The sequence below is a fragment of the Jannaschia sp. R86511 genome (assembly GCF_042466345.1).
Classification (GTDB): domain Bacteria; phylum Actinomycetota; class Actinomycetes; order Actinomycetales; family JBBAYJ01; genus Aquipuribacter.
This window is the reverse complement of sequence record NZ_JAXHCD010000001.1, coordinates 4076984-4098594: the sequence shown is the minus strand read 5'-3', so window position 1 is coordinate 4098594 and position 21611 is coordinate 4076984. Positions and strand designations below refer to the sequence as shown.

The 21611-nt window shown below is 75.4% G+C and carries 16 protein-coding genes; 10 read left to right on the top strand and 6 right to left on the bottom strand.

The window, feature by feature from the left end; genetic code table 11:
• Positions 1-9 precede the first annotated feature (9 nt).
• The 6 genes from hemL to ccsB are packed head-to-tail and all read left to right on the top strand — an operon-like array spanning position 10 to position 6292.
• A complete protein-coding gene (gene hemL / locus SJY06_RS19115; RefSeq protein WP_380169122.1) occupies positions 10-1386 on the top strand; it encodes a glutamate-1-semialdehyde 2,1-aminomutase in 1377 nt (458 codons plus the stop codon).
• Positions 1383-2012: a histidine phosphatase family protein gene (locus SJY06_RS19110; RefSeq protein WP_380169121.1), complete on the top strand. Its 630-nt coding sequence runs from the start codon at positions 1383-1385 to the stop codon at positions 2010-2012. The genes hemL and SJY06_RS19110 overlap by 4 nt, the downstream gene beginning before the upstream one ends.
• A complete protein-coding gene (locus SJY06_RS19105; protein WP_380169120.1) occupies positions 2009-2668 on the top strand; it encodes a TlpA family protein disulfide reductase in 660 nt (219 codons plus the stop codon). Before SJY06_RS19110 ends, SJY06_RS19105 begins: the two co-directional genes overlap by 4 nt.
• Positions 2665-3567, top strand: coding sequence for a cytochrome c biogenesis CcdA family protein (locus SJY06_RS19100; RefSeq protein WP_380169119.1), 903 nt, complete (start codon positions 2665-2667; stop codon positions 3565-3567). The genes SJY06_RS19105 and SJY06_RS19100 overlap by 4 nt, the downstream gene beginning before the upstream one ends.
• A complete protein-coding gene (locus tag SJY06_RS19095) occupies positions 3564-5270 on the top strand; it encodes a cytochrome c biogenesis protein ResB (protein WP_380169118.1) in 1707 nt (568 codons plus the stop codon). Before SJY06_RS19100 ends, SJY06_RS19095 begins: the two co-directional genes overlap by 4 nt.
• The gene (gene ccsB / locus SJY06_RS19090; protein WP_380169117.1) at positions 5267-6292 is read left to right on the top strand and encodes a c-type cytochrome biogenesis protein CcsB; all 1026 of its coding nucleotides are present in this window, start codon (positions 5267-5269) and stop codon (positions 6290-6292) included. Before SJY06_RS19095 ends, ccsB begins: the two co-directional genes overlap by 4 nt.
• 8 nt (positions 6293-6300) lie before the next feature.
• Here the strand turns inward: ccsB and SJY06_RS19085 are convergent, their stop codons facing one another.
• Positions 6301-8013, bottom strand: a complete 1713-nt coding sequence (locus SJY06_RS19085) for a diguanylate cyclase (protein WP_380169116.1) — start codon at positions 8011-8013, stop codon at positions 6301-6303.
• Between the two features lie 113 nt (positions 8014-8126).
• Between SJY06_RS19085 and pruA the strand changes: the two genes are divergently transcribed.
• Entirely contained in the window at positions 8127-9821 is a 1695-nt protein-coding gene (gene pruA / locus SJY06_RS19080) for an L-glutamate gamma-semialdehyde dehydrogenase (protein ID WP_380169115.1), read from the top strand.
• 32 nt (positions 9822-9853) lie between these two features.
• On the opposite strand, the gene SJY06_RS19075 is transcribed toward pruA, so the two are convergent.
• Together SJY06_RS19075 and SJY06_RS19070 are read right to left on the bottom strand one after the other, a co-directional pair.
• Positions 9854-11632, bottom strand: a complete 1779-nt coding sequence (locus SJY06_RS19075) for a diguanylate cyclase (RefSeq protein ID WP_380169114.1) — start codon at positions 11630-11632, stop codon at positions 9854-9856.
• Between the two features lie 41 nt (positions 11633-11673).
• A complete protein-coding gene (locus tag SJY06_RS19070; protein WP_380169113.1) occupies positions 11674-12156 on the bottom strand; it encodes a DUF2505 domain-containing protein in 483 nt (160 codons plus the stop codon).
• Between the two features lie 86 nt (positions 12157-12242).
• On the opposite strand from SJY06_RS19070, the gene SJY06_RS19065 reads away from it, so the two are divergent.
• Together SJY06_RS19065 and SJY06_RS19060 are read left to right on the top strand one after the other, a co-directional pair.
• Positions 12243-17378, top strand: a complete 5136-nt coding sequence (locus SJY06_RS19065; protein WP_380169112.1) for an NAD-glutamate dehydrogenase — start codon at positions 12243-12245, stop codon at positions 17376-17378.
• Positions 17379-17396: 18 nt separating this feature from the next.
• A complete protein-coding gene (locus SJY06_RS19060; RefSeq protein ID WP_380169111.1) occupies positions 17397-18917 on the top strand; it encodes a sensor histidine kinase in 1521 nt (506 codons plus the stop codon).
• Positions 18918-19000: 83 nt separating this feature from the next.
• On the opposite strand, the gene SJY06_RS19055 is transcribed toward SJY06_RS19060, so the two are convergent.
• Positions 19001-19249 (bottom strand): WhiB family transcriptional regulator, encoded by a 249-nt coding sequence (locus tag SJY06_RS19055; protein WP_380169110.1) that lies wholly within the window; start codon positions 19247-19249, stop codon positions 19001-19003.
• 417 nt (positions 19250-19666) lie between these two features.
• Here SJY06_RS19055 and SJY06_RS19050 point away from each other — a divergent pair, with 417 nt between their 5' ends.
• On the top strand, positions 19667-20125 hold the full coding sequence (locus SJY06_RS19050; protein ID WP_380169109.1) for a hypothetical protein: 459 nt from the start codon (positions 19667-19669) through the stop codon (positions 20123-20125).
• Positions 20126-20143: 18 nt separating this feature from the next.
• Here the strand turns inward: SJY06_RS19050 and SJY06_RS19045 are convergent, their stop codons facing one another.
• Both SJY06_RS19045 and SJY06_RS19040 read right to left on the bottom strand, forming a co-directional pair.
• Positions 20144-20980, bottom strand: coding sequence for a SigB/SigF/SigG family RNA polymerase sigma factor (locus SJY06_RS19045; RefSeq protein WP_380169108.1), 837 nt, complete (start codon positions 20978-20980; stop codon positions 20144-20146).
• Between the two features lie 2 nt (positions 20981-20982).
• Positions 20983-21459, bottom strand: coding sequence for a hypothetical protein (locus SJY06_RS19040; RefSeq protein ID WP_380169107.1), 477 nt, complete (start codon positions 21457-21459; stop codon positions 20983-20985).
• Positions 21460-21611: the final 152 nt, after the last annotated feature.

The following is a 21611-nucleotide window of genomic DNA, read 5'->3' as shown; positions in this document are numbered from 1 at the left end:
CTGGGAGGCGTGACAGCCCACGCGAGCACCTCCGCCCCCGGTACGACGACCCGTTCCCGGGCCCTGCTCGAGCGTGGCTCCCGGGTGGTGCCCGGCGGCGTGAACTCCCCCGTACGAGCCTTCCGGGCCGTGGGCGGCACGCCGCGCTTCATGGCCTCGGCGCAGGGCCCGTGGCTGGTCGACGCCGACGGCAACCGCTACGTCGACCTGGTCTGCTCCTGGGGCCCGATGCTGCTGGGCCACACCCACCCGCAGGTGCTCGGGGCCGTGCGCGAGGTCGCCGGGCACGGCTTCAGCTTCGGCGCACCCACCGGGCTGGAGGTGGAGCTGGCCGAGGAGATCGTCCGCCGCGTCCCCGCGGTGGAGCAGGTGCGCCTGGTCAACAGCGGCACCGAGGCGACCATGAGCGCCGTCCGGCTGGCCCGCGGGTTCACCGGCCGCCCCGTCGTGGTCAAGTTCGCCGGTCACTACCACGGCCACGTCGACGCCCTGCTGGCCGAGGCCGGCTCGGGGCTCGCGACCTTCGGGCTGCCCTCCAGCCCCGGCATCACGGGGGCCACCGCGGCCGACACGGTCGTGCTGCCCTACAACGACCCGGACGCGCTGCGGGCGGTGTTCGCCGAGCACGGCGACCGCGTCGCCTGCCTGATCACCGAGGCCGCGGCCGGCAACATGGGCGTCGTGCCGCCACGGCCCGGCTTCGCCGCGCTGATGCGCGAGGTCACCGCCGCCCACGGCGCGCTGCTGGTCTACGACGAGGTGATGACCGGCTTCCGGGTCGGGCCCGGTGGCTGGCACGGCCTGGAGCAGGACTGCGCCGCGGCCGGTGGCGACCCGCTGCCCGCCCCGGACCTGTTCACGTTCGGCAAGGTCATGGGCGGCGGGTTCCCCGTGGCGGCCTTCGGCGGGCGCGCCGACGTCATGGGCCACCTGGCCCCGCTCGGCCCCGTCTACCAGGCGGGCACGCTGAGCGGGAACCCGGTGGCGGTCACCGCGGGCCTCACCACGCTCCGCCTGGCCGACGCCGCCGTGTACGCGCGGGTGGACGAGGTGGCCCGCACGGTCTCCGCCGCGGCCGACGAGGCGTTCACCGCGGTCGGTCTGCCCCACGTGGTGCAGCACGCCGGCAGCATGTTCAGCGTCTTCCTCACCGCCGGCGCCGACGGCCGGGTCGACGACTACGCCACGGCCCGGACCCAGGACTCCACGGCGTTCGCCGCGTTCTTCCACGCCATGCTCGACGCCGGGGTGCACCTGCCGCCGTCGTCGTTCGAGTCGTGGTTCGTCTCCGCCAGCCACGACGACGAGGCGGTCGAGCACGTGCTGGCGGCGCTGCGCGGCGCGGCGCGGGCGGCGGCGGCCGCGGCCTCGGGCGGTGCGGCGTGAGCGGCCCGGGCACGCCGGCCGTGCGCACCGTCGTGCACCTGGTGCGCCACGGCGAGGTCCACAACCCCGAGGGCGTGCTGTACGGCCGCATCCCCGGGTACGGGCTGAGCGAGCGCGGCCACGCCATGGCCCGGCGGGTGGCGGAGCACCTGGCCGACGCCGACGTCGGCGCCGTGGTGGCCAGCCCCCTGCAGCGGGCCCAGGAGACCGCGACCCCGGTCGCGACCGGCCACGGCCTGGCCATCCGCACCGACGACCGGCTGATCGAGAGCGCCAACGTGTTCGAGGGCCTGACGGTCGGCGTCGGGGACGGCGCGCTGTCCAGCCCCCGGCACTGGCGCCACCTGTACAACCCGCTGCGCCCGTCCTGGGGCGAGGCCTACCGCGAGATCGCCGCGCGCATGCTCGCCGCGGTCGAGGCCGCCCGCGACCTGGCCCCGGGACGGCAGGTCGTCTGCGTGTCCCACCAGCTGCCGATCTGGACCGCCCGCTCGGCCGCCGAGGGGCGCTGGCTGTGGCACGACCCGCGCCGGCGCGAGTGCGGCCTGGCCTCGATGACCTCGTTCACCTACGACGGCGACCGGCTGGTCGGCGTGGGCTACCGCGAGCCCGCGGCGGACCTGTGAGGCGGACCGGTGCCGGGGCGGCGGGGCGGACGGCGAGGCCGGCGGCGGGGCTGGCGGCAGGGCTGGCGGCAGGGCTGGCGGCGCTGCTGCTGGCCGGCTGCAGCTCCGGCGAGGCCGGTGTGCCCGGCCTGCGCGAGGCGGCGGGCGAGGCGTTCGTGTCCGGCGACAGCACGGTGCAGGTGCTGCCCGTCGCCGAGCGCGGCGAGCCCGTCGAGGGGCTGGTCGGGTCCACGCTGGAGGGCGAGGAGCTCGACGTGGCGGACCTGCGCGGCGGCCTGGTCGTGCTCAACGTCTGGGGCTCCTGGTGCGGGCCGTGCCACGGCGAGGCCCCCGACCTCGTCGCCGCCGAGCAGCGGCTGACCGGCCCCGACGGTCCCGGCGCCGACGTGGCCTTCGTGGGGCTGAACATCCGGGACCGGTCCGTTGAGGCCGCGGCCGGCTTCGAGGAGGAGTACGGCATCGGCTGGCCGAGCCTGTACGACCCCGACTCCGCGCTGCTGCTCCGCCTGGCCGGTGAGATCCCGACCAACGTCGTGCCCGCCACGCTGGTCCTGGACCAGGAGGGCCGCGTCGCCGCCCGGCTGCTGTCGCAGGTGAACGAGGCCACCCTGGTCGGGGTGGTCGAGGACGTCGTCGCCGGAGGGGACGGGGCGTGAGCGCGGGGCCCGGGCCGGTGGACCTGCTCGCCGCGGGGTCGTCGGTGGTGGCCGAGACCGTCCTGGACGGCTCGCTGCTGCTGGCCGTGCCGCTGGCCGTGCTGGCCGGGCTGGTCTCGTTCGCCTCGCCCTGCGTGCTGCCGCTCGTGCCGGGCTACCTGGCCTACGTCTCCGGCCTGGCCGGCCCGGACGCCTCGACCGGCGCGCGGCCGTCGACCGGCACGGACGCCTCGACCGGGACGGACGCCTCGACCGGGGCGGAGGTCTCGAGCGCGCCGCGGTCGTCGACCGGGACGGCGGTCCTGGCCGACCCCGGCACCGTGCCGACCTCCCGGCTCGTGCTGGGCACCGTGCTGTTCGTGGCCGGGTTCAGCGTGGTCTTCGTGTCCATCAGCACCGTGGCGGGCGTGGCCGGCGCCCTGGTCCCCAACCTGCGGCTGGTCTACGTCGGCGCCGGTGTGCTGGCCGTGGTCATGGGCCTGGTGTTCATGGGGGCGCTGCCGTTCCTGCGGACCGAGCGGCGGCCGCGCTGGCGGCCGGCCGTCGGGCTGGCGGGCGCCCCGCTGCTGGGGGCGGCCTTCGGGGTCGGCTGGATCCCGTGCGTCGGCCCGACCCTGGCCGCCGTGCTGGGGCTGTCGTTCGTCGACGGCGGGGCCGCGCGCGGGGCGCTGCTCGGTGCGGCCTACTGCGTGGGCCTCGGCCTGCCGTTCGTCCTGGTGTCGCTGGGCTACGCCCGCGGACTGCGCGTGCTGTCGCCGCTGCGCCGGCACCGGCTGCTGGTGCAGCGGGTCGGTGGGGTGCTGCTGGTCGTGGTCGGGCTGCTGCTGCTGTCCGGCCTGTACGAGGCCATGGTCGAGTGGATGCGGGCCCCGATCAGCCGGTTCCCGGTGCTGCTGTGAGCGCACCCACCCGGACCCCCGACGCCACCGGGGCCTCACCGGCGCCGCCCAGCCCGCCGCCGCTCGGGGCCCGGGGGACCGCCCGCTGGCTCTGGCGGCAGCTGACCAGCATGCGCACCGCGCTGGTCCTGCTCCTGCTGCTGGCCGTGGCCACCGTCCCGGGCTCGCTGTTCCCGCAGCGCGGGGTCGACCTGGCCGCCGTCAACACGTACCTGCGCGAGAACGGCACCACGGGGGAGTGGCTGGACCGGCTCGGCTTCTTCGACGTGTACTCCTCGCCGTGGTTCGCCGCGGTGTACCTGCTGCTGTTCGTCAGCCTGCTGGGCTGCATCGTGCCGCGGGCCCGGGCGCACGCCGCCGAGTGGCGCCGCCGCCCGCCCGCGACCCCGCGCCGGCTCGAGCGGCTCCCCGGGCACGGCCGCACCACGGTGGACGCGCCCGTCGACGAGGTGGCGGGCCGCCTGACCGCGGCGCTGCGCCGGCGCGGCCGGGGCGGGCCGCTGCTCGGGCACCGGGTCGACGCCCACGACGAGGCCGACCGCGCCCCCGGCGCCCGGTCGCTGGCGGCCGAGACCGGCCGGCTGCGCGAGACCGGCAACCTGCTGTTCCACGTCAGCCTGGTCGGGGTGCTGGTGGCCATGGCCACGGGGTCGCTGTACTCCTACCGCGGCGAGGCGCTCGTGGTCGAGGGCGAGTCGTTCAGCAACGTCCTGCAGCAGTACGACTCCATCAACCCCGGGGCCCGGTTCGACGCCACCGCGCTGCCGCCGTTCTCGCTGCGCCTCGACGCCCTCGACGTCGCCTTCGAGGAGGAGCAGGTCAACCAGCTGGGCTCGCCGCGCGACTTCGAGGCGGCCGTCACCGTCACCCCGACCCCGGGCGCCGAGGGCGAGCCGGGCACCATCCGGGTCAACTCCCCGCTGGAGGTCTCCGGCACGCGGCTGTTCCTGACCGGCAACGGCTACGCCCCCGTGGTCGAGGTCCGCGACGGCCAGGGCGAGGTCCGGTTCTCCGGGCCGGTGCCGTTCCTGCCCGAGGACGGTGGCTACACCTCGACCGGTGTCGTCAAGGCGGCCGTGCCCGGGGGCGAGGACATCGGCCTGACCGGGGTGTTCCTGCCCACGGCCGGGCCCGACCCGCTGGGCTCCCCGGTGTCGTTCTTCCCCGACGCGCGGGCGCCGCGGTTGGTCCTGACGCCCTGGGTGGGCGACATCGGCCTCGGCGACGGCACGCCGCAGTCGGTCTACGACCTGGACACCGACGACATGACGCAGCTGGTGGACGACGCGGGCGAGCCGGCGCTGCTGCTGCTCGCGCCCGGGGAGACCGTCGACCTGCCGGACGGCGCGGGCAGCGTCACGTTCGTCGACCTGCCCCGGTTCGCGGCCTTCCAGGTCCGCTCCGACCCGTCGGGCCCGCTGGCGCTGGTCTCGGCGTCGCTGGCCATGGTCGGTCTGGTGGTCAGCTTGTTCCTGCCGCGCCGGCGGCTGTGGGTGCGGTTCACCCCGGAGCCGGACGGGGCCGACGGGCGGCGTACCGTGGTCGAGGTCGGTGGCCTGTCCCGCAGCCGGGACGCCGGGCTGCAGGCCGAGGTGGACCGCCTCCTGCTGGCGGCCGAGCCCGACGGCCCCACGCCCGGACAGCCACCGCGCAGCACCCACCCGCCCGGCCCCGGGCCAGCACCCACGAGCGAGGACCGATGACCGCGTCACCCCTGGACCTGCTGGTGCTCCCCGCCGTCCTCGTCACCGGCCGCGCCGCCGACGAGGGCCTGGCCGGGATCAGCGACGCCCTCGTGTACTCGGCCATGGCCGTCTACACCGCCTCGCTGGTGGCCTACGCCCTGGACCTGGGGGCCCGCCGGGCCCGGCCGAGGGAGCGGACGCTGGTGGCGGCGGGCGCGGCCGGCCAGGAGGGTGTGACGACGGTCGAGGCGCCCCACCCGGTCGGGGCCGGTGGGCAGGAGCGGCAGGGCAAGGCCGCCCGCATCGGCACGAGCCTGTTCGTGCTGGCCACGCTGCTGCACGTCGGGGCGATCGTGGCCCGCGGCCTGTCGGTGCACCGGGTGCCCTGGGGCGACGCGTACGAGTTCGCCCTGACCGGGTCGGTGCTGGTCAGCCTGGTGTTCGTCGTGCTGCTGCGCCGCGCGCAGCGGTGGAGCTGGCTGGGCTCGTTCGTCGTGGTCCCCGTCCTGCTGGCGCTCATGGTCGCGACGTCGTTCTTCTACACCGAGGCCAGCGCGCTGTCCCCGGCGCTGCAGGACTCCTGGCTCGTGGTGCACGTGTCGATCGCGTTCCTGGCCTCGGCCCTGCTCACGATCGGCTTCAGCCTGGCCGTGGTGCAGCTGGTGCAGCACCGGCAGGAGGCCGTCCTGGCCGCGGGCGTGTCGCCCAGCCGGTTCCTGGCCCGGGTGCCCGACAGTCGCACCCTGGAGCAGACCTCGTTCCAGCTGCACGCCGTGGCGTTCGTGCTGTGGACGTTCACGGTGGTGGCCGGCGCGATCTGGGCCGCCGAGGCCTGGGGCCGGTACTGGGGCTGGGACCCCAAGGAGGTCTGGTCGTTCGTCATCTGGGTCGTCTACGCGGCCTACCTGCACGCCCGGTCGACCGCCGGCTGGGCCGGGCCCCGGTCGGCCTGGATCGCCGTCCTCGGCTTCGCCTGCCTGATGTTCAACTTCTTCGGCGTCAACTACCTGTTCGTGGGCAACCACTCCTACGCGCTCTGAGCGGTCGGTCAGGGCCCGACGAGCCGGTCGCGCCCCTTGTGCTTGGCCGTGTAGAGCTGCCGGTCGGCCGCCCGCAGCAGGTCACCCGCCGGTGACGCGGCGTCCACCGGGACGCCGATCGCCACGCCCGCCGACGCCGTGACGGCCAGGTCGCCGGAGTACTCGTCCCGCACCGGCACGCCGATGTCGGAGAAGTCCACCGCCGACACCGAGGTGCGGACCCGCTCCACGACGGCGGCCACCGCGGGGTCGTCCAGGCCCTCGACCGCGAAGGCCAGGACGAACTCCTCCCCGCCCACCCGGTACAGGCCGATGCCCGGGGTGGGTGTGGCGCCCCGGGGGGCGGGCAGCGCCGCCGTCATGGCGGCGCCGACCCGGACCAGGACCTCGTCGCCCACCACGTGGCCGAACCGGTCGTTGACGGACTTGAAGTGGTCCAGGTCGATGATGGCCAGCGCCAGCCGGGTGCCCGCCTGAGCGTGCTCGACCATGGCGTCGGTGAAGGCCCGGCGGTTCTCGATCCCGGTCAGCGGGTCCACCCGGGCCGCCCGGCGCTCGTGCTCCGACGTCCGACGCCAGGTGTCGCGCTCCCGCTCGACCTCCTCGCGGCGGAGCCGGGCCGCGTTGACCGAGGCCGTGTTGTGCACCTGCATGTCGCGCGAGGCGGTGACGGCCGTGACGTAGCGGCGCATCGCGGCCAGGGCGCCGCGCAGGTCGCCCCGGCGCTCGCGGCAGACCGCGAGCATGTGCCAGACCATGACGCTGGTGACCGAGCCGAGCCGGTCGGTGGCCTCGGTGGCCTCGACCAGGATGGACTCGGCCTCGTCGAGCCGGCCCAGGTCCATGAGGATCTCGGCCAGCAGGGCCCGGGCCCGGGCGAGCACGTCCACCTCGCCGAGCGTGCCCACCAGCGACACCGCGGCCCGGGCGTGGGCCAGGGCCGTCTCCAGGTCGCCGGTCAGCTGGGCGTGGCGCGCCAGGCACCAGGACGCTCCCCGCCGGTTGGCCAGGCCCTCGCCGACCTGCACGGCCCGGTCGGCCGCGACCGCGGCCTCCTCGGTCCAGCGGCCGATGTCGGCCAGCAGCCGCTCGCGCTCCTCGCCCTGCAGCGGCGCCTGGCCTTCGTAGCCGCGCAGCAGGAACGACGCCGCGGCCACCGAGCTCATCAGCACCCACTCCTGCTGCCGGGGGTGGCCCAGCACGCGGGCCTCCCGGCGGGCGTCGGCCAGCAGCCCGAGCGCGCCGCGGGCGTCGCCCAGGTCGTACAGCGCCACCGCCAGGTTGTGGCGCATGACCGAGCGCAGCCGGGTCGCCTCGGGTCCCTCGGCCCGCAGCAGCGCCTCCAGCCCCCGGTCGAGGCAGCGCAGCTGGGCGTGCAGGTCACCCAGGTAGCCCGAGGAGATCGCGTGCATGTTCAGCGCCTGCGCGGCCAGCAGCGGCTCCTCCTCCGCGTCCAGCAGCTGCAGCGCCGCCGCCGTGTCCTCGTGCGCGGCCAGGTCGCGCCGGAAGTGCCCGGCCCGGGCCCGCAGCAGCAGCAGGTGCGCGACGCGGGTGCGCTCCTCGCCCTCGAGGCCGTCCAGCCGGTCCCGGTCGGGGCCGACGGCTTCGGTCAGGACCACGTCGAGCTCGGCCACGGCCCGCACGGGGTCGGTGTCGACCAGGGCCACCAGGTCACCGACGTCGTCGGGCAGCGGTACGGCCGTCCCCGGCTCGCTGGGCACGGCGCTCACCTCCGTCGTCGGCGTCGTCGAGGGGAAGTATGTACGTGCCGGGCGCCTGCGCACACCCGAGGTCCGGATGTCCCGGCTCCGGCCAGCGCGTAGCGTGCCCTGCCATGAGCAGCCCCGCGGAGTCCCGGCCCCACCCGACGACCGCCCCCGGCGGGGGCTTCGACGCCGTCACGAGCCCGCCGCCGCCGCGCAACGAGCCGGTCCTGGGCTACGCCCCGGGCTCGGCCGAGCGCAGGGCGCTGGAGCAGGCGCTGCAGGACCTGCAGGGCGGGGTCACCGAGCTGCCGGTGTTCGTCGGCTCGCAGGTGCGCCCGGGCGGGGGCGAGCCGTTCGACGTCGTCCGGCCCGACCGGCACCGGCACGTGCTGGGCCGCGGCCGCGGCGCCACCCACGCCGACGCGAAGCAGGCGCTGGCGGCCTCCCGCGAGGCGGCCGGGCCGTGGCGGCGGCTGCCGTTCGACGCCCGGGCGGCCGTCCTGCTGCGGGCCGCCGACCTGCTCGCCGGGCCGTGGCGGGCCCGGATCAACGCCGCCACCATGCTGGGGCAGTCCAAGTCCGCGCAGCAGGCCGAGATCGACGCCGCCTGCGAGATGGCCGACTTCTGGCGCTTCAACGTCCACTACGCCCGCCAGATGCTGGCCGAGCAGCCGCCGCGCAGCTCCGACGGGGTGTGGAACCGGCTCGACCACCGCCCGCTCGAGGGCCCGGTCTACGCGATCACGCCGTTCAACTTCACCGCCATCGCCGGCAACCTGCCGACCGCCCCCGCGCTGATGGGCAACACAGTGGTGTGGAAGCCCTCGCCGACGCAGACCCTGGCCGCGGTGCTCACCATGCAGCTGCTGCGCGAGGCCGGTCTGCCCGACGGGGTCGTCAACCTGCTGACCGGGGACGGGCTGGCCGTCAGCGACGTCATGCTCGCCGCCCCTGACCTGGCCGGGATCCACTTCACGGGCTCGACCCCGACGTTCCAGCACCTGTGGCGCACGGTGGGGCAGAACATCGCCTCGTACCGCTCCTACCCGCGCCTGGTGGGCGAGACCGGCGGCAAGGACTTCGTCGTCGCCCACCCCAGCGCCGACCCCGACGTCCTGGTCACGGCCCTGGTCCGCGGCGCCTTCGAGTACCAGGGCCAGAAGTGCTCGGCCGCCAGCCGCGCCTACGTGCCGGCCTCGCTGTGGCGCGGCGGGGTGCGGGACGCCCTGGTGGCCACGACCGACGCGCTGACCTTCGGCCCCGTGGACGACCTGACCGGCTTCGGCGGCGCGGTCATCGACGCCCGCTCGTTCGCGCGCAACGCCCAGGCCGTCGACCGGGCCCACGCGACGGCCGGCATCGACGTGGTCGCGGGGGGCACGTACGACGACTCGGAGGGGTTCTTCGTGCGCCCGACGGTGCTCGAGGTGGCCGACCCGGCCGACGAGGTGTTCTCCACCGAGTACTTCGGCCCGGTCCTGGCCGTCCACGTGTGGGACGACTCCCGACCGGGTGCCTGGGGCGACATGCTCGTGCAGATGGAGTCGGTCGCGCCGTACGCCCTGACGGGGGCCGTCCTGTCGCGCGACCGGTACGCGGTGGAGGAGGCCATGTCCACGCTGCGCTTCGCGGCGGGCAACTTCTACGTCAACGACAAGCCGACCGGGGCCGTGGTCGGCCAGCAGCCGTTCGGCGGGGGCCGGGCGTCGGGCACCAACGACAAGGCGGGCGCCGTGCACAACCTGCTGCGGTGGGTGTCGCCGCGCACCATCAAGGAGACCTTCGACGCCCCCACGGACCACCGCTACCCGCACATGGGCTGAGCCGCGCACGGCGCGGTCGGGACGGCGCGGCCTCAGTCGGCTACGACGCGATCCCGGCCGCGCCGCTTGGCGCGGTAGAGGTTCTGGTCGGCGTGGCTGAGCAGCGCCCGGTGCGAGCGGTCGCCCACCGCGCCGACGGTGCCCACGGCCAGCCCGGCCGACACCGTCAGCGTGATGGTGGAGCCGCCGGTACGGACCTCCTGCCGGGCCACGGCCCGCCGGACGTCCTCCAGGGTGGTCAGGGCCTGCTCGGTCGCGCCGGGCTCGTCCGGGCCCAGGACCGCGGCGAACTCCTCCCCGCCGATCCGGTAGAGCCGGGCGCGCGGGTCGCCGGCCAGCAGCCGGTCGCTGATGGTGGCGGCCGAGGCCCGCAGGACCTCGTCGCCCACCAGGTGCCCGTGCACGTCGTTGACCACCTTGAAGTGGTCCAGGTCCAGCAGGGCCAGGTACGTCGTGCGTCCGGTGGCGGCCAGCGCCGTCAGCTCGTCCTCGAACGCGAGCCGGTTGCCGACCCCGGTCAGCGGGTCCATCCGGGCCAGCCGGCTGAGGTGGCGGCTGTCCTCGCGGGCCAGGTCGCGCTCGGCCTCGGCCCGCTCGCGCATGACCGTCACGGCGGCCATCGACGCCGTGTTGCGCAGCCGGACGTCGCGCGACACCCCGCTGTGCCGGACGTACTCGTGCAGGGCGGTGATGGCCTCACGGTGCCGGCCCAGCGCCTCCAGGCAGTCGGCCACCAGGTACCAGGCGGTCAGCTGGAACGCCGTGGTGATGACGCCGCGCCCGGCCACGACCTCCTGCAGGTGCAGCAGCGCCTCCTCGTGCCGGCCCAGCGCCACCAGCAGCTCCCCCGCCAGGGCCCGGCAGCGGACCACGTGGTCGGGCTCGCCGCGCTCGGCGGTCAGCCGGATGGCCTCCTCCGCCAGGCCCAGGGCCTGCTCGAGGTCGCCGCGCACGTGGGCGGCCCGGGCGGCGGCGTAGGTGGCGTGGCGGCGGTTGGACAGCAGCGGGTCGCGCGCGGCCGCGGCCTCCCCGGCCCTCGCCGCGGCCTCGGCCCACACCTGCACGTCGCGCTCCAGCCCGGCGCGCCGGTCGTCGGGGGCGCGCTCCACCCCGTCGGGGCGCACCAGCCACAGCCCGGCCACGGCCACCGCCGTGAAGTGGATCTGCTCCATCAGCTCGGGGTCGCCCAGGGTGTGGCTGTCCGGCAGCGCCGCGGTCAGCAGCGACAGGGCGCGCTCGATGTCGCCGAGGTCGGCGAGGATCTCGGCCAGGTTGATCCGCACCGCCACCCGCACCGGCACCGACCGCTCCCGGTCGGCCCGCTGCACGATGTCCAGGGCCTGGGTGAGGGTGCCGATCTGCTCCTCGATGCGCCCCTCGAAGCCCTCCCAGATGGCCCGGCCGTTCAGCACGAGCGCGGCCAGCAGCGGGCTGGTGCGCGGGTCGACGATCTCCGCGGCCTGCTGCAGGTCGGCCAGCGCCTTGGGCTCGTTGCGGTAGTGGCGCTGGGCCGACCGGGCGTACAGCAGCTGGGCGCGCCAGTGCGCCAGGTCGACCTCGACCGACACCCCGGCGGCCTCCGGACCCACCTCGACGGCCCGGTCCAGGTGGCGCAGGGTGCTGCTGAGCAGCTCCTCGGCCGCGTCGGGGTCCTCGCCGAGCAGCGCCCGGGCCCGGGAGTCGACCTCGGCGAGGTCCTGCACCCCCAGGGGCGACCCGTGCGACCCGTGCGACCCCGGCGGCCCGGCCGGACCGGCGCCCCGCGCCGGGGGCCGGCCGGAGGCGGTCACCGGTCCGGGTCGGGTGGGCATGCCTCAGCCACGCCCGGCCCGCTGCTGTGCTCCACCGGTCGTCACCGCCCCCGCCACTGCTCGTAGGCGTCGACCTGCGCCTCCAGGGCCGCGTCCAGGGCCGGCAGGACGGCCTTCTCGATCCGGCCGCCGACCAGCGGCACCTTGGCGGTGACCTGGCCCGTGACCTGCTCGACGGCGCCGTCGCCCTCGGGCCGGACCACGGTCGAGGTGGCCGACGTGACCGGTGCCCCCTCCACGTGCATGGCTGTGTCGGCCCGGCGCGCCCCGTCGGGGTCGGCCTCGGCGCGCCACGTCGTGGTCTCCACCAGCGTGATCCGCTCGCCGGTCATCTTGCGGGCGAAGTCGGGGAAGCGGTCGGTCGGCATCACCCGGCGCACGACGGTGCGCAGCCCGTCGACCTCCACCGAGTGGTCCACGGCCCCGGTGCGCCGGCACAGCGTCTCCAGGTAGGCGGGGTCGCAGCGCGCGGCCACGACGTCGGCGGGAGGAACGGGCCAGTGCAAGGTCGTCCGGATGTCCACCCCCCGACGGTAGAGCAGAGCGGGGCGTCACGGTCGGTCGAAGGGGTCGTCGTCCTCCGGTGGCGCGCGGGACTACGGTCGGGGGCATGGTCGACGAACGGGCGGCACTGCTGGGACGAGCCGGCGCCATCGCTAGGGAGCGGGGGTGCTCGACCGGGGACCAGGTGCTGCTGTCGGGCTACTTCGCCGACGTCTCCGACGCCGACCTCGTCGACCGGGACCCGACGGACGTGTGCGGGGCCGTGCTCGCGCACCGCTGGCTGGCCGGCACCCGGCCCGCGGGCACGTCGCTGGTGCGGGTGTTCACCCCCACGGTCGAGGGCGACGGCTGGACGACCGCGCACAGCGTCGTCCACGTCGTCACCGACGACATGCCGTTCCTGGTCGACTCGGTGACCAACGAGCTGTCCCGGCAGGGCCGCGGCATCCACCTGGTGGTGCACCCCCAGGTCGTGGTCCGCCGCGACGAGGCCGGGGTGCTGCTGGACGTGCTGGACGTCACCCACGGCGAGACCGACCCGGCCACGGTGGGCGAGGACGTCGTGGTGGAGTCCTGGATCCACGTGGAGATCGACCGGTCCGCGCCCGGGCGGCTGTCGCCGCGGCGCGAGGAGGCCGGGCGCGGTGCGGGGCCGCGGGCGGTGGGCGGCGCCGACGCCGACAGCGCGGACGGGGACGACGCGGACGGGGACGACGCGGACGGGGCCGGCACCACCGGGGCCGACGCGGACGACGACGGGGGGGCCGGGCCCGACGGCGCGCTCGCCGCCGCGCTGCAGGGGGTGCTGCGCGACGTGCGCTCGGCCGTGACGGACTGGCCCGCCATGCGGGAGCGGGCGCGTGGCCTCGCCGCGGACGTCGAGGGGCTGGCCGGACGGCTCCCGGCGGGGGCGCTGGACCCCGACGACGCCGCCGAGGCCGCCGAGCTGCTGCGCTGGCTGGCCGACGAGCACTTCACGTTCCTGGGCTACCGCGAGTACGCCCTGCGCCCGGGCGACTCGCCCCGGACCGCGGTGCTGGAGTCGCTGCCGGGCACGGGGCTGGGCATCATGCGCCACGGCGACGAGCGGCCGACCGTCAACCCGCTGAGCCCCGCGGTCACCGCGCACGCGCGCCGCCACGACCTGCTGGTGCTGACCAAGGCCAACAGCCGGGCCACCGTGCACCGCTCGACCTACCTGGACTACGTGGGCGTCAAGGTCTACGACGACGCGGGCGAGGTGGTGGGGGAGCGCCGGTTCCTGGGGCTGCTGTCCTCGGCGGCCTACACCCAGAGCGTCAGCCTGGTCCCCGTCGTGGCCCGCAAGGTCGCCACGGTGCTGGCCACCTCCGGGTTCGGCCCGCGCACGCACTCCGGCAAGGACCTGCTGACCATCCTGGAGACGTACCCCCGCGACGAGCTGTTCGCCTCCGACGTGGAGACGCTGACCCGGATCAGCCTGGGCGTGCTGCAGCTGCAGGAGCGGCGGCGCACCCGGCTGTTCGTGCGGCACGACGACTTCGGCCGCTACGTGTCCTGCCTGGTGTTCCTGCCCCGCGACCGGTACACGACCGAGGTGCGCCTGGTCATGCAGGAGATCCTGCTGCAGGCCTTCGGCGGGACCTACATCGAGCACTCGGCGCGGGTGTCGGAGTCCGTGCTGGCCCGGCTGCACTTCGTGGTCCGCCTGGGCGGGCGCGAGGCCCCCGACGTGCAGCTGGACGTGGTGGAGCAGCGTCTGGTCGCGGCCACCCGCACCTGGGAGGAGGACCTGGCCGACGGCCTGCGCAGCGAGCTGGGCGAGGCCGAGGCCGTCCGGATGAGCCGGCGCTGGGCCAGCACGCTGCCCGAGGGCTACAAGGAGGACACCTCGCCGCGGGTCGCGGTGGGCGACCTGGTGCGGCTGGAGGCGATGGAGCGAGCGAGCGGTCCCGCGGCCGAGCTGGACCTGCTGCTGTACTCCCCGGTCGGTTCCCCGGCCCGCACGTCCCGGCTCAAGCTGTACCGGCGCGAGCCGCTGGGGCTGTCGGAGGTGCTGCCGTTCTTCGACCACCTGGGGGTGGAGGTCGTCGACCAGCGGCCCTACCACCTGACCAGCGGGGAGGGTGGTGACGCCGTCGGCGACGGCCGGGCGCCGGACGAGGCCGTCGACCACTGGGTCTACGACTTCGGCCTGCACCTGCCGTCGGTGGCGGTCGAGCCGGGCACCACGACCGACCCGGCCCGGCTGGCGCGGCGCTTCACCGAGGCGTTCACCTCCGCCTGGACCGGCACCAGCGAGTCCGACCGGTTCGACCGGCTGGTGCTGCGGGCGGGGCTGACCTGGCGCCAGGTCGTCGTGCTGCGCACCTACGCCCGCTACCTGCGCCAGACCGGCACCACGTTCTCCGAGGACTACATCGCCGGCGTCCTGGCCGGCAACCCCGAGGTCTCGCGGCTGCTGGTCGCGGTGTTCGAGACCCGGTTCGCCCCGGACCGGTTCGCCCAGGCCGAGGGCCAGCACCCGTCGCCGGCCCGGCTCGGCGCGGCCGGGCGGGCGGTCGCGGCCGTCGAGGCCGCGCTGGAGGACGTGGAGAACCTGACCCAGGACCGGATCCTGCGCTCGCTGCTGGCCACGGTGGTCGCGACCCAGCGCACCAACTTCTACCAGCCCGGCCCGGACGGCCGGCCCCGGCCGACCGTGGCGGTCAAGCTGGACCCGCAGCAGGTCCCGGGCCTGCCCGAGCCGCGCCCCGCCCACGAGATCTGGGTGTGCGGGCCCGACGTGGAGGGCGTGCACCTGCGCTTCGGCGCGGTGGCCCGCGGCGGGCTGCGCTGGTCCGACCGGCAGGAGGACTTCCGCACGGAGATCCTGGGCCTGGTCAAGGCGCAGCAGGTCAAGAACGTCGTCATCGTGCCCACCGGCGCCAAGGGCGGCTTCGTGGGCAAGCGGCTGCCCGACCCGACCAAGGACCGCGAGGCCTGGTACGAGGCGGGCAAGGAGTGCTACCGCACGTTCATCTGGGCGCTGCTGGACGTCACCGACGACCGCGACCTCACCGCCGGCACCGACCCCGCGCCGGTGGTGCCGCCGCAGCGCGTGGTGCGCCACGACGGCGACGACTCCTACCTGGTCGTCGCGGCCGACAAGGGCACGGCGGCCTTCTCCGACGTGGCCAACGCGATCGCGGTGGAGCGGGGCTTCTGGCTCGGCGACGCGTTCGCCTCGGGCGGGTCGAAGGGCTACGACCACAAGGCGATGGGCATCACGGCCCGCGGGGCGTGGGAGAGCGTCCGGTTCCACTTCGACGAGCTGGGCCTGGACGTCGACACCGACCCGTTCACCGTGGTCGGCGTGGGGGACATGTCCGGCGACGTGTTCGGCAACGGCATGCTGCTGTCGCGCGCGACCCGGCTGGTGGTCGCCTTCGACCACCGGCACGTGTTCATCGACCCGGACCCCGACCCGGCGACGTCGTACGCCGAGCGGGAGCGGCTGTTCGCGCTGCCCCGGTCGTCCTGGGCCGACTACGACACGTCGCTGCTGTCCGAGGGCGGGGCGGTGCTGAGCCGCGGCGCCAAGTCGGTGACGCTGTCGGCGCAGGCCGCGGCCGCCGTCGGGCTGTCCGCGCAGGAGACCACGCTCACCCCGACGGAGGTCATCCGGGCGGCGCTGCGGGCGCCGGTGGACCTGCTGTGGAACGGCGGCATCGGCACCTACGTCAAGGCCGCCGACGAGTCGCACGCGCAGGTGGGCGACAAGGCCAACGACGCGCTGCGGGTGGACGGGCGCGACCTGCGCTGCCGCGTGGTGGGCGAGGGCGGCAACCTGGGCCTGACCCAGCTCGGCCGCATCGAGGCGGCCCGGGCCGGCGTCCGGCTGAACACCGACGCCATCGACAACTCCGCCGGCGTCGACACCAGCGACCACGAGGTCAACATCAAGATCCTGCTCGACCGGGTGGTCGCCGCGGGCGACCTCACCGACAAGCAGCGCGACGCCCTGCTGGCGGACATGACCGACGACGTGGCCGCGCAGGTGCTCCGGCACAACGTCGAGGCCAACGTGCAGCTCGGCAACGCCCGGCACCAGGCCGCGGAGATGCTGCCGGTACACCGGCGGTTCGTTCAGTCGCTGCAGGCCTCGGGGGCGCTGGACCCGGCCCTGGAGTTCCTGCCGGACGACACCGGCTGGGAGGAGCGGGCCGAGGGCCGCCGCGGCCTGGTCTCGCCCGAGCTGGCCGTCGTCTCCGCCTACAGCAAGCTCACGCTGACCGCGGAGCTCGTCGCCTCGGCCGTGCCGGACGAGCCGTGGTCGGAGCGCTACCTGGTCGACTACTTCCCGGCCCGGCTGCGCGAGCAGTACCCGCACCAGGTGCGCACCCACCCGCTGCGCCGCGAGATCGTCGCGACGTCGCTGACCAACGCCGTCCTGAACTCCTCCGGCACGACCTTCGTGTTCCGGCTGGCCGAGGAGCTGAACGCCTCGACCGACCGGGCGGTACGGGCCTGGGCGGTGGCCCGGGAGGTGTTCGGGCAGGCGCGCTGGCACGCCGACGTCGCCGAGCAGGCGGCGGGGCTGCCGACCCACGTGCGCCTGGAGCTGCTGCTGTCCTTCCGGCGGCTGCTGGACCGGGCCTGCCGCTGGCTGCTGCAGAACCGGCCCGACCCGCTGGACGTGGAGGCCGAGATCGCCCGGCTCGCCCCGGTCGTGGAGCAGCTGCGCGGCGCGCTGCGCGAGGTGGTGGCGGGCCAGGAGGGCCGGGACATGACCGCCCGCGTCGACGAGCTGACCGAGCAGGGGGTGCCCGCGGCGCTGGCCGAGCGCTCGGCCGGGTTCCTCGAGGAGTTCTGCCTGCTCGACGTGGCCGAGATCGCGTTGCGCGAGGGCGAGCCGGCCGAGGACGTGGTGGCGGTGTACTTCGCGCTGTCCGACCGCTACGCCGTGGACGGCGTGCTGACCCGGATCACGGCGCTGCCGCGCACCGACCGCTGGCAGGCCCTGGCCCGGGCCGCGCTGCGCTACGACCTGTACGCGGCGCTGGAGGAGCTGACCACCGTGGTGGTGCGGACCACCACGGGGCCCGGGGCCGCGGCGCGGATCGGGGAGTGGGAGTCGGCCAACACCGCGGCCCTGGACCGGGCGCGGGTGACGCTGGACGAGGTGCAGCGGCTGTCCGGGCACGACCTGGCCCCGCTGTCGGTCGCGCTGCGGACCCTGCGCAGCGTGGTCAAGAGCGGGTCGGCGGACGACGCCCGGTGACTGCGCGATGATGCCCGCGTGACCACCATCACCGACATCGTCCGCCGCCACGCCGACGTGTCGGAGCCCGACGTGGAGTGGCTGCGCACCCTGGTCGGGGACTGGCAGCTGGTATCCGACCTGTGCTTCGCCGACCTGGTGCTCTGGGTCCGCGACCGCTCCGGCGGCTGGTCCGCCGTGGCCCACGCCCGCCCCAGCACCTGGGCCACGGTGTTCTACGACGACGTGGTCGGCACCGTGGCCCGCCCCGGCCTGGCCGAGCGCCTGGACGACGTGGCCGCCGGCACGGCGGCCCCCGAGGTCGCGGCGCCCGCCGACGAGCCGCCCGTGCTGGCGGAGGACCAGCCCTGGCAGGTGGACCTGTTCCCGGTCCGCCGCCGCGAGGCCGCCCGGCTGACCGAGGTCATCGGCGTGGTGGCGCGCAGCACGGACCCCAGCTCGACCCGGACCCCCGGCCGGCTCGAGCTGGTCTACCGGGAGAGCGGCTCGCACCTGCTGGGCATGCTCGCCGAGGGCACCTACCCGTACAGCTCGGCCCCGACCGGGCCGCGCCGCGGCGCACCGCGGGTGGGCGACGGCCTGCTGCGGATGGACGCCGACGGCGTGGTCACCTACGCCTCGCCCAACGCCGTGTCGGCCTTCCGGCGGGTCGGGGTCGTCACCGTCAGCGGCCGCTCGCTGGCCGAGGTGGTCACGGCCAGCCTGCAGGAGCGCGACCCGGTGGACGAGGCGCTGCCGCTGGTGGTGATGGGGCGCGCGCCGTGGCGCTGCGACCTGGAGATGCGCGGGTCGGTGCTGTCGCTGCGGGCCGTGCCGCTGATGCGTGGGGCCGGCGCGTCGCCGGAGCGGGTCGGTGCGCTGGTGCTGGTCCGCGACGTCACCGAGGTCCGGCGCTCGGAGCGGGCGCTGATGACCAAGGAGGCGACCATCCGGGAGATCCACCACCGGGTGAAGAACAACCTGCAGACCGTGTCGGCGCTGCTGCGGATGCAGGCCCGGCGGACCTCCAGCGACGAGGCCCGGGCCGAGCTGCAGGAGGCGGGCCGCCGGATCGCGGCCATCGCCGGGGTCTACGACACCCTGGCCCACGAGATCGACGAGACCGTCCCGTTCGACTCCGTGGTGGACACGGGCCTGGCCAACGCGCTGGAGCTGGCCACCGCGACGGGCCCCCACCGGGTGCGCCTGGAGCGGGTGGGCACGTTCGGCCGGGTGCAGGCGGCCGACGCCACCCCGCTGGTGCTCGTGCTCAACGAGCTGGTCAGCAACGCGGCCGAGCACGGCTTCCCCATGGCGGGGGTGGAGGGCCCCGGCGGGGTGATCGGCTCGGGCACGGTGCGGGTGACCGCGGAGCGCAACGGCGCCACCCTGGTGGTGCACGTGGACGACGACGGCCAGGGCATCGACCCCGCCGCCCAGCCGGGCCTGGGCAGCCGCATCGTCGACAACCTGGTGCGCACCGAGCTCAACGGCACGTTCAGCCGCGGTCCCGGGCCCGAGGGCGGTACCCGGGCCACCGTCGAGGTCCTGCTCCGCTGACGGCGGGGCGGACGACGAAGGGCGCCCCACCAGCTGGTGGGGCGCCCTTCGGTCGGGCTACGAGCGGGTCGGCTGCTACCGGGTCAGCCGGCGCGGCGGGCGCGAGCGGCACGGCGCTTGAGGGCGCGGCGCTCGTCCTCGGACATGCCACCCCAGACGCCCGAGTCCTGGCCGGACTCGATGGCCCACTTCAGGCAGGTGTCGACCACGTCGCAACGGCGGCACACGGCCTTGGCCTCCTCGATCTGCAGGATCGCCGGCCCGGTGTTGCCGATGGGGAAGAACAGCTCGGGGTCCTCTTCGAGGCACGCTGCACGGTCACGCCAGTCCATCGTCATCTCCATCTCACGTCAACGCACGGGTAGCCGTGCGAGTTTCACGTCGGGGTGGTGCACCGGTCGTCGGGATGCCGGACCGATGGCAGCGGCGCACTGCTGGCCGCTGTCTCCCTTGTCGCTCGGCACGTCGGAACCCGTGCCTTCCTGGTACTAGGAGACCACTTCGTGAACGCCTTCACAAGAGCTGCGGAGCAGTTAGTTGTGCCAACTACGTCACATGCTCGTAACCGTTCTGTCGACCGGTTGTGACCCGGTCGTCATCACGTCGGTCCGTCATGAGGTCGACGCTAGGCGCCGGTCCCGGCCGCAGCCAGCCCAGATGCGCCATTGACAGGTCTTTCCCAGGTTGACCTACCCCTGAAACATCCGCCGCGGGTGAGGCGAGGACCCGTCCCGGTTAACGTGGGTGCCATGTCTGCCGAGCTGCCGGACCAGCCCGTCCCGGCGGGGGACCCGGGCCTCGCCCGGGCCCGGGCGGGGCGGGCGCTCGCGGTCGGCGTCGCGCTGCTCGAGGCGCTCGCCGTGGCCGCGGCCGGGGTGGTCGCCGTCGTGACAGGGCTGCAGGGCGGGTCGCTGCCGCTGGGCCTGGGGGTGGGGGCGGCCTGCGCGGCCGTGGCCTACCTGCTGATCGAGGTGGCGCGGGCGTTCGCGGTCTGGCGGGCCTGGCCGACCGGCATCTTCCTCACGGTGCAGGTGCTCGTGGTCCTGGTGGCGCTGAGCGTGGGCTCCCGGGCCGTGCTGTCCCTGCTGGACAACCCGAGGGTGGGCGGGCTGACGCTGCTCGCCGTCCTGGTGGGTCTGACCGGGGTCGCGGGCGCGGTGCTCATGGCGGGCCGCACCCGCCGGGGCGGCAGCCCGGCCGTGCTGTAGGGCCGGGGTCGCTACGGCTCAGGGGGCGGGGTCGGGCCGGGTCATGTCGGCGCGCAGCCGGGTGAGCGTCCGGCTGAGCAGCCGCGACACGTGCATCTGGCTGATGCCGACCTCCTCGGCGATCTGCGCCTGGGACATCCCCCGCACGAAGCGCAGGGCGATGATCCGGCGCTCCCGCGGCTCCAGCTTGGCCAGCACCGGACGCAGGGTCTCCCGGGTCAGGACCTCGTCGAGGGCCACGTCCTCCTCGCCCAGGGAGTCGCTGACGCCGTTGTCGACGTCCAGCGGCACCGTGGTCAGGGAGTAGGCGCTCTCCAGCACCTCCAGCACCGTGTCGGTGTCCAGGCCGGAGCGGTGGGCGACCTCCTCCACCGTGGGGGTCCGGCCGAGCTCGTGGGTCAGTGACTCCCGGGACTGCGTGACCGCGACCTGGACCTCCTGCACCCGTCGCGGCAGGCGGACCGTGCCGGCCCGGTCGCGGAAGTAGCGCCGGATCTCCCCGGTGACCGTGGGCACGGCGTACCCCGCGAAGGGGACGCCGCGGCCGGGCTCGTAGCGGTCGACCGCCTTGATCAGACCGATGGTGCCCACCTGCACCACGTCGTCGTGCGGCTCGCCCCGGCCGGCGAACCGGCGGGCGATGTGGTGCACCAGTGGCAGGTGGCTGGTGACCACGGTGTCGCGCAGCTGGTTGCGTTCGGGGTCGCCCTCGGGCAGGCCGGCGAGCCGCTCCAGCAGGGGGTCGGTGTCCGGGCCCGACTGCTGCCGGGTCCGGCGCCCGGGCGGCGGGTCGGCGACGACCGGCAGCGGACCCGTGTCGGGGCTGTCGGTCGACAGGTCGGTGCGGGCGGCCATGCTCAGACCGCTCGCGCGCGGGTGTGCGTCAGCGAGATCCACGACCCGGCCGGCTCGACCCCGGAGTCCACGTCACCGGCCAGGGCCTCCAGGACGGCCCAGGCGTAGCTGCTGTCGCCGGGCAGCAGCGGGTTCGGTCCCTGCACCCGGACCGCGAGGGAGGCGTCGGAGACCGCGAAGGACGCCCGGAGCCGGACTTCGACGTCGTGGGTCGAGGTGTCCTTGGGCAGGACCAGCGTGCACGCCTCGTCCACGGCGATCCGCAGGTCCTCGATCTCGTCCAGGGTCAGGTCCAGCCGGGCGCCCAGGCCGGCGCACGCGGTGCGCACCACCCCCAGGTAGGCGGGGTCGGCGGGCAGCTCGATCTCCACGACGTCCGGGGCCGGGGCCCGGCCGGGCGCGAGGTCCTCGACCGGGCGCTCGTCGTCGGCCGGGCCGTGGCCGTCGCGCTGGTGCGGTGTCGAGGGGGCGGGCGTCATCGGGGCGGGTCTCCTGTCTGTGCGTCCCCCGGAACGGTAGTGCTCCGGGGACCCGCCGTGCTCCGCTACCGCGACAACTGACCCGCACGGGGTGCTCGAGGAGCTCGGGAGGTCGAGGAGGTCGGGCGCGAGCCCGGCGGGGGTGCTCTCCC

Excerpts from the sequence above, each read along its gene's own strand:
- SJY06_RS19040 (WP_380169107.1), bottom strand. The coding sequence starts at position 21,459 with ATGACGCCCGCCCCCTCGACACCGCACCAGCGCGACGGCCACGGCCCG.
- pruA (WP_380169115.1), top strand. The coding sequence starts at position 8,127 with ATGAGCAGCCCCGCGGAGTCCCGGCCCCACCCGACGACCGCCCCCGGC.
- SJY06_RS19050 (WP_380169109.1), top strand. The coding sequence starts at position 19,667 with ATGTCTGCCGAGCTGCCGGACCAGCCCGTCCCGGCGGGGGACCCGGGC.
- SJY06_RS19065 (WP_380169112.1), top strand. The coding sequence starts at position 12,243 with ATGGTCGACGAACGGGCGGCACTGCTGGGACGAGCCGGCGCCATCGCT.
- ccsB (WP_380169117.1), top strand. The coding sequence starts at position 5,267 with ATGACCGCGTCACCCCTGGACCTGCTGGTGCTCCCCGCCGTCCTCGTC.
- SJY06_RS19075 (WP_380169114.1), bottom strand. The coding sequence starts at position 11,632 with ATGCCCACCCGACCCGGACCGGTGACCGCCTCCGGCCGGCCCCCGGCG.
- SJY06_RS19045 (WP_380169108.1), bottom strand. The coding sequence starts at position 20,980 with ATGGCCGCCCGCACCGACCTGTCGACCGACAGCCCCGACACGGGTCCG.
- SJY06_RS19055 (WP_380169110.1), bottom strand. The coding sequence starts at position 19,249 with ATGGACTGGCGTGACCGTGCAGCGTGCCTCGAAGAGGACCCCGAGCTG.